This window comes from Burkholderia sp. BCC1985 (genome assembly GCF_905339915.1).
Classification (GTDB): domain Bacteria; phylum Pseudomonadota; class Gammaproteobacteria; order Burkholderiales; family Burkholderiaceae; genus Burkholderia.
In genome coordinates, this window is record NZ_CAJPGY010000053.1 from 38712 (window position 1) to 44798 (window position 6087).

The following is a 6087-nucleotide window of genomic DNA, read 5'->3' on the forward strand; positions in this document are numbered from 1 at the left end:
TCTAGATCATCCCCATTGCCGCATGCTGGATCGCCCACGAAGCGCGCATGTGATGGGCGAGCAAAACAATGGCACCACTGCCGTGCAACCCCATGTTTAGTTTGGCTTAGTAAACTCGTCGGCAACGACATCGTCACGCGGCCTCGTCGATGAGAATGTGCGCAGCACTGTCCGCGAAGATAGGCTCAGCCAAATAGCCGCATAGGCGAACCTGTTGGCTGAAACACGGCTTTACCACGTTCGTACGCCTTGTCCGGACGCCACGCAGAATCCGCCAGTAGTGGCCAGCAATGCAGTCCAAAGCTGCTCGCTGTAGCACCCCGCCCGGCCGTTCGCCACGAAACGATGAGGCGGTCCGATCCTGATCGCTCCAGAATGCGCACTGCTGATCGCATCGCGTCCAGAAGCAGAGCGGAAGACACACACCTTGCATCGCATCGGCTACGCACCCTCGCAGCCTGCTTACGGCGCTTCCGAATGGCCAGCATGGTTCCGGCGCGTCGACGCGACACAACGGCACGCAGATCGATCACACATCGTACGCGTCACGCGCCCTTCAACCACGAGTGCGTGATCAACGCTGAGCTCGTCACCCGCATTGATCGCGCGCGGCACTTGAATGAAAATCCGGACGCCTCGATCTTCTTCCTCGCAATTGGGCGCGCGCGAATGATTGATCCAAAGCGACGAATTTCCCGCTGTCACACCATAAATGATGCGGCCATCGCCAAGATCGAAGAAAAAGGTGTGATCCGGATTGGCGGGTTCGACTGGGGGGCTGGTGATGGCGATCTCCCAATGAACGCGCTCACCGACGTACTCGAGGAGCATTTCACCAGCGGTCAGGTCGCGACGAGCAAATACGCCGCGGCCATGGATCGGAGAGCACCGCACAACGATGCGGGGGACGCGATGGGATGCCAGCCGGATGCTTGGTCAACCTTAGGAAGTTGAATCGGGCCGATCGTACTTCACCCTTTGAGAGTGCAAAACCATCCGAAGATCGTGTCGCCAGCAGGCCAAATTCATCCGCCAAAATGTCGGCATCCCAAACTCACCTACACAACTGTGGTGGCATCTAGACCCCGGGCCGAATTTACTCGGAGCAGGTGAAAAACGATGCAACGTCATCAGGAAGAAACAATAAAAGCGAGTGGCAGGGAACAATCCTCTCCTTGCCACCCACCTGCCTGCCTGACCGCCGCCGTCTTACTCGCTCGCGGCTTCGGTGACGACATTCGGCTTGACAGCGGCACCTGCAGCCTTTTTCACGCTAGGCGCGCGCCGGCTTCCCGTCTTTTTTGCCGCAACTACACTAGTCGACGGGCGCCCTTTTTTGCGAGCCACGGTCGCGCCGACCGATTTCACGGATTTCGCGTCGCCCTTTCGGGTCTTTGCGGCGGCTTTCTTTGCCGCAGCTTTCTTGACTGCGGCCCGGGCTGCGCCATTGCCAGCGGTACTCTGCGTCTCGGCCGCTGCGCCAATGAGAAAGCGAGTGCGGTCCTTCACGTCCTTGATCCACGCCGGCGCGCGGCCTCGACCGCTCCAGGATTCGCCCGTCTTCGGGTTCTGGTACTTTGCCGCCACGTGACCGCCGACCTTCTTGCCCTTGCCTACGCGTTGACGACCGAAAATCTGCTCGGCCGTGATTCCGTATTCCGCCACCTTTGCGCGAATGTCAGCAACCAATGCCTCCAATTCTGCAACGCGTGCCGCTTCTGTTTTCTCCTGCAAAGCGCAGAGTTGCGCCTTCAACGTCTTGTAGTCGCTATTGGCCATGTTCTGTTCTCCCATAGTTGTCGGTTGCGAGAGATCGCAACGCTCGAATTATGCCACTCATCGAGACAGACCGAATTGATAGATTACCCTGCAAGTCACTTTCAACCAGCGCTTCATCGATAAAGCCCTATCTACACGTCCCTCCGAATCAAGCGAAATCAAGGAGTTCAAACCATATGTTACGAACTCGTCGGCGATACGCAACTCCAGAATTTATGGAGGAAAGCCATCGTCCCGGCTCACGCCCAGTTGCAACAAGCAGCCAACGTCCAGAAGTTGTAGCGCGCAACCGGCTCATCGCATCGACCTATTTACAACTCAGCGAACGTAGGTGCGTTCGTTCGCCAGGGCCTCGATTGCCGGGTTCCACCTGAGGTAGAAATAGATGATGCTCGAGGCGGCCGTCAGGTTCAGCCCAGTATCGCCAGCCTTGAGCAAGAGCAGGAACACCCGCTCGGTGCGATCGTGCTGGAGGTGCAGAACCATATCGTCGCGCTTTTTCTGCACCACACCGCCGTGCAGGAACGGCGGTGTGCGGCCGGAATGCTCGCCAAGCCAGCCGCGTAGCAGTGCGCCCCTCCCTCGGAACTGTAACGATGAGCAACCGCCTATGCGGACTCGGACTCGTCGCCTACGTCTTGAAGCCACCGGCGCTCGTCAACGCAGCGCCGGGCGTTGCCGCACATCCAGCAGCTAAATGGCGTCGATGTGTCGATCAGCCGCCTAAGCTGCTTGTCGGCTTTGGCGCCAGTCGCCCCACCACGTGCGCCGCCTTTTCCTTAGCCGAGCCCCGTCGGCTCGACGTTTTGCGTAGCTTGCCATATTGCACCTCAATTCATATGCTGAATGTGCGAGAGCCCGCTCGAAGCGGGCTGATTGACGCAATGAAAATATTGCTCCCGTGGAAGAGACGGGTTGTATGCGGTGTAGGCCTATGATGTCGCTGAGCTCGTCATTCTTGGGCCAGTTGGCCTGACCGCCGTGTCGTCGCCGCGCAAAATTGAGGTGACGCGTGACAAATCGCATGTTCATGAAGCGATCGAATGCGCTTAAGCTATTGCTCGATGCACGCCAATCTGCCATCGACCGGGCTGCAGGAATGTCGGTCGACGATACTGACGCACAGCTTGAAGCGCTGAATCGCCTGATATTCGACGTCCGTGCATGCCGGATAAATGAATTTCAGATCGACCCGGCCGACGAGATGGAGATCGTCGTAACGGACTAAGCCTACGGTCCCACGGCAGCCTAATCATGAATTCTCATCGCCTGGAGGCGCCGTCCGAATGGGCAGATAGCTGCGTCTCCCGGTGGACTGTCGATCTAAGCGCACAACTTGTTCATACCCCTGGAAGCATCGTGACAGGCTGTATGAAACATGGGGATTCGCCGCATTGGCGCGCAAGCGCCCCGGCAAGCTGTCGCTCAACGCCGCGATTCCGTGAAGAATCGGAAACCGTCTCGACCTCACGCTCTTGGGCCGAACGTGGACCGGCGCGCATCGATCGTGGATGGGTTTCCTGTCACGGGCAGCGCTAGAGGCTATGGGATATCGTACAGGCGACGCTTTACCGGATCGCGGTTGATTATGCGAACGCTGGCGCCATGCGGTGCTGCGACCGGACGACGCTGTTGAATCGCATCCAGGGCGTACATTTTCGACCCGTGGAGCGACTGACGCTTCAAGTGCCAACATCGTCCCGTCTATAATGGAAAATTCAAAATGATCGCATGGAGCCCTACTTTATGAGTCAAGCCCGCGGGCGATATGCGGGATCTCGGGACAGCGGCCAACGCCAATCTCGCCACGTAAAAAAATCCCCGCCCAATCGGCAGGGACAACCGTATGTGAAGACACCTCCTCAAGATGCCGCCCAGACTGCCTCCATTTTCAAAACACGATCGTTTCAGTTTCTGGTCGATACGGTAGGCGCAGAAAATATCGCGATCGCGCTTGAATCGACCATGACGCGAGTCGGCGAACTGATGAAGGGCGAGAGGTTCACACCCGAGACCGCCTTTCACATGGAAACCACGCTTGGGTTGCCGCATGGCTTTTTTGACCATCCCAATCCTGCGCTCGCGGCCGAGACCATCGCTCGTCTGAAGTTACCGCTCGACTTCATTCAAACGGACGACGGACAAGGCGCAGAGTCTGAAGCACTTAAGCCGTCTTCGGCCCTAAGCGTCGATCAACAATCAGTTCTTAAAGATAGTTTGTCCGAGGAAGCGAAAATGCCAAAGAAAGCAGCTGGACGAGCGTCCAGGGCCGCCAAGCACCGTCAAAGCGAAATGGTCGAACAGCCTAATCCCCACGCGCCGCAAAAAGCTTCGCCATCGAAATACAAGCGTTCTCCTAAAACGCCCGAACAGCAATCGCTGGCATTGAGCGACAGCGCCGAGGTAGAAAACATCCGACGCGCTAACCTCCACGTTCTCACCAGTCGCAACGGATCGAAAGTACGACTTGGTGTGGTCATGGCGATGAGTGGATCCAACATGGCCCATCGGCTACATGGCAAGAAGCGCATGGACAGTGTGGAAGCAAACCGATTCACGGAGCGACTTGGATTGCCAAGTGGCTGGTTGGACACGCCGCGCTCCGAAGCCGAGATCCCAGAGTCGGTGTCGCGAATGCTTACGCCTGCATCGCGCGGTCGCGTACCCCTTGAACAACAAGAGCCGCTTGCCGTCGCAACAAGCGATGGCGTGCCAGGAAAGCTCGCCGACGAGAAAGCGTACAAGGGGCGCGCGCGCGCGGGCGCCCTGGGTGATTCGGAAAGCCTCCCACCTGTTTCAGCGGACGTCGCAGGAGAGAAAGAGACGGCCGTCGTCAGCCCGCAAGATCATGGACGAGATTTCTCCGACGATCTTGCCGGTCGCACACTTGACGTAAGTAATGGCGAGACCCCCGCTACCACACCGGCAACCCTTGAGCCGCTCCCCGCCTCCGCGATACCGCAGCGGGACCCAGTACTGCCGCCCTTCTCTTCCGTGACCAGCCTGGACAATCTCGATGGTATTGCACCGATAGCGGAGGCACTGATCAAGACGCTAGCAGGTAAAGCTCGCACGGGTCGACTGGACGAATTGAAAGCGCTCGAGCTTTTGCAGCAAGCGGTTCTGTTGTGAGTCGGCGGCAGCATGCCGAGCTCCCTTCGTGCCATGACGAATAAAGCGCTTCGAGGTGGGCGCCCGGCGCACTATGCAACGCGTCAAAACCCCAAAACGCTTGATCGCCCGTGTGCCCGGGGGGCATGAACAGGTGACGGAGGTTCGTGCGATCGAGCGCAGTTGCAGCTCAAGTCGCTCGCAATCGCATTAATGCGGGTTCACTGCAATATCAAGTTCGCGCCGCCACGAACCATACTCATATCCTCGGGCAGCATCGATACCGGAGGAATGCCATGCCGACCTACCAATACCGTTGCGAGAAATGCGGCAAAACGTTCGAAAGCGTCGAGCATCTCGCTGAACATGCATCGGCTCATCCGCCTTGTCCTCATTGCGGAAGCGAACAGGTTCAACACGTACCGACGCCATTTGTCGCGAAGACGTCAAGAAAGAGTTGATCCAGACTGTCGACTCTATTTTCCCGTTCGCTAGGCTCTAACGCCGAAATCGCTTACGAGGCAGTGCGTCTGGTTCAACGAGGATTTTGAGGGGTTTGCGTCGGCTATGCCAGCGTGGCTTACAGAAAATCTGGATTGTCAGTGACAGCCCCCTCGTGATACAAGGTAGCCGCTGTCTGGCGCAGGCCAGTCGCATCATTTACCACCGATTTCCTTGGAGCGTTCAGAGTATGGCAACGGGTACCGTCAAATGGTTTAACGATACGAAGGGGTTCGGATTCATCACGCCGGATGACGGCGGCGAAGACCTGTTTGCGCACTTCTCCGAGGTTCAGGGAAGTGGCTTCAAATCGCTTCAGGAGGGCCAGAAGGTCAGCTTCGAGGTCAAGCAGGGCCCCAAGGGGAAGCAGGCCGCCAGCATCAAGCCGCTGTAAGTTTTCCCCGCAGCGAACACGTCCGGTCAGGACAACGATCAGGCCGGCGCGTGATCGCTGCAAGTCTGGAGTCGGGCGTCGAAGGGATACGACGCCCGGCTTGCCTCAGCGCTCAAGAAAGGGCCTGAGCTTGTCTGCACGGCTGGGATGCATCAGCTTGCGCATCGCCTTGCTCTCGATCTGACGGATCCGCTCGCGGGTCACGTCGAACTGCTTGCCGACCTCTTCGAGCGTGTGATCAGAAGTCGTGTCGAGCCCGAATCGCATCCGCAGGACCTTGGCCTCGCGCGGCGACAACCCGT

At 58.1% G+C, this 6087-nt stretch carries 8 protein-coding genes and 1 pseudogene; 4 read left to right on the top strand and 5 right to left on the bottom strand.

Going from position 1 to position 6087, the window contains the following annotated elements:
• Nucleotides 1-462: 462 nt before the first annotated feature.
• From U4Z31_RS37250 to U4Z31_RS37255, 3 genes and pseudogenes are all read right to left on the bottom strand, one after another.
• Complete coding sequence (locus U4Z31_RS37250) at nucleotides 463-831, bottom strand: SET domain-containing protein-lysine N-methyltransferase (RefSeq protein WP_415750320.1); 369 nt, start codon at nucleotides 829-831, stop codon at nucleotides 463-465.
• 651 nt (nucleotides 832-1482) lie between these two features.
• Nucleotides 1483-1779: pseudogene (locus U4Z31_RS32670) on the bottom strand (H-NS family nucleoid-associated regulatory protein); the annotation flags it as partial.
• 318 nt (nucleotides 1780-2097) lie between these two features.
• Nucleotides 2098-2427 (bottom strand): helicase-related protein, encoded by a 330-nt coding sequence (locus U4Z31_RS37255; protein ID WP_415750321.1) that lies wholly within the window; start codon nucleotides 2425-2427, stop codon nucleotides 2098-2100.
• Nucleotides 2428-2803: 376 nt separating this feature from the next.
• Here U4Z31_RS37255 and U4Z31_RS32680 point away from each other — a divergent pair, with 376 nt between their 5' ends.
• On the top strand, nucleotides 2804-3007 hold the full coding sequence (locus tag U4Z31_RS32680; RefSeq protein ID WP_321812521.1) for a hypothetical protein: 204 nt from the start codon (nucleotides 2804-2806) through the stop codon (nucleotides 3005-3007).
• 518 nt (nucleotides 3008-3525) lie between these two features.
• Nucleotides 3526-4911, top strand: coding sequence for a hypothetical protein (locus tag U4Z31_RS32685; RefSeq protein WP_321812522.1), 1386 nt, complete (start codon nucleotides 3526-3528; stop codon nucleotides 4909-4911).
• Nucleotides 4912-5111: 200 nt separating this feature from the next.
• Here the strand turns inward: U4Z31_RS32685 and U4Z31_RS32690 are convergent, their stop codons facing one another.
• Nucleotides 5112-5258, bottom strand: a complete 147-nt coding sequence (locus U4Z31_RS32690; protein WP_321812527.1) for a hypothetical protein — start codon at nucleotides 5256-5258, stop codon at nucleotides 5112-5114.
• Between U4Z31_RS32690 and U4Z31_RS32695 the strand changes: the two genes are divergently transcribed.
• Nucleotides 5187-5351, top strand: a complete 165-nt coding sequence (locus U4Z31_RS32695; RefSeq protein WP_174914084.1) for an FmdB family zinc ribbon protein — start codon at nucleotides 5187-5189, stop codon at nucleotides 5349-5351. The two genes, U4Z31_RS32690 and U4Z31_RS32695, sit on opposite strands and share 72 nt — an antisense overlap.
• 230 nt (nucleotides 5352-5581) lie before the next feature.
• The gene (locus U4Z31_RS32700; protein WP_057926883.1) at nucleotides 5582-5785 is read left to right on the top strand and encodes a cold-shock protein; all 204 of its coding nucleotides are present in this window, start codon (nucleotides 5582-5584) and stop codon (nucleotides 5783-5785) included.
• Nucleotides 5786-5890: 105 nt separating this feature from the next.
• Here the strand turns inward: U4Z31_RS32700 and U4Z31_RS32705 are convergent.
• Nucleotides 5891-6087: sigma factor-like helix-turn-helix DNA-binding protein (locus U4Z31_RS32705; protein ID WP_321812523.1), on the bottom strand; the 197-nt coding region annotated here is incomplete at its 5' end.

Bases quoted from the DNA above. Each gene is read 5' to 3' on its own strand.
- U4Z31_RS37250 (WP_415750320.1), bottom strand. From the start codon at position 831: ATGCTCCTCGAGTACGTCGGTGAGCGCGTTCATTGGGAGATCGCCATC.
- U4Z31_RS32680 (WP_321812521.1), top strand. From the start codon at position 2,804: ATGTTCATGAAGCGATCGAATGCGCTTAAGCTATTGCTCGATGCACGC.
- U4Z31_RS32685 (WP_321812522.1), top strand. From the start codon at position 3,526: ATGAGTCAAGCCCGCGGGCGATATGCGGGATCTCGGGACAGCGGCCAA.
- U4Z31_RS32695 (WP_174914084.1), top strand. From the start codon at position 5,187: ATGCCGACCTACCAATACCGTTGCGAGAAATGCGGCAAAACGTTCGAA.
- U4Z31_RS32690 (WP_321812527.1), bottom strand. From the start codon at position 5,258: ATGTTCAGCGAGATGCTCGACGCTTTCGAACGTTTTGCCGCATTTCTC.
- U4Z31_RS32700 (WP_057926883.1), top strand. From the start codon at position 5,582: ATGGCAACGGGTACCGTCAAATGGTTTAACGATACGAAGGGGTTCGGA.